This is a genomic window from Photobacterium damselae (genome assembly GCF_003026815.1).
In the GTDB taxonomy this organism is placed as follows: Bacteria; Pseudomonadota; Gammaproteobacteria; order Enterobacterales; family Vibrionaceae; genus Photobacterium; species Photobacterium damselae.
Genome location: NZ_PYOG01000117.1, coordinates 1 through 645, shown reverse-complemented (window position 1 = coordinate 645; position 645 = coordinate 1). Strand labels below are relative to the sequence as shown.

Genomic DNA, 645 nt, shown 5'->3' with positions numbered 1-645 from the left:
CCCAAGTATAGCCACCATGATCTGTCAACCAGCTACCAACTAACATACCAATCACAGGGCTCAGGCCAATACTTGTTGACGCGATTGAGAAGATTCTTGCTAAACTCGCGCCTTCAAAGCTATCTCGTAAAATGGTTTGGGTACATACAGAGCCTACAGCGGCAACAAAAGCACAGGCACCAAAACCGTAAAGTAAACCCTGAAATGTTGGTGCAAAGTAACAAAATAGTGCGGCAGCAATACAAATTGCAATACCTAATAGGGTTGATAAACGACGTCCAATGACGTCACACATGGTTCCCCAGAATACGACACCAACGGCAAAGACCATAAAGAAGATCGATAGCGGTTGAGCTGGTTCTGAGGTGGTTACTGAAAAGTGATTCATAATTGATGTTAGCGCAGGGCTATACATCGTTTCTATGAGCTGTGGAAACATTAACAGCGAAATTGCTAATAATGTTGATATTGTTTTTTTATTCATGACTTCCTTTTTGACGCTTGATCATCCACCGATGAAAGACTGGCAAACGATATAAATCATTAAAGGTATGTATTACAGCTATTGATTTAGATGAAATACGAGAAGGTATGTATTACAACTATTGTTTTAGGTGAAATACGAGAAGGTTATTTCAATAATGC

At 39.8% G+C, this 645-nt stretch carries 1 protein-coding gene; it reads right to left on the bottom strand.

What is annotated here, in order from left to right; translation table 11 throughout:
• Window positions 1-484, bottom strand: a 484-nt coding sequence (locus tag CTN07_RS22610; protein ID WP_146154912.1) for an MFS transporter, incomplete at its 3' end; no start/stop codon positions are given.
• Window positions 485-645 lie beyond the last annotated feature (161 nt).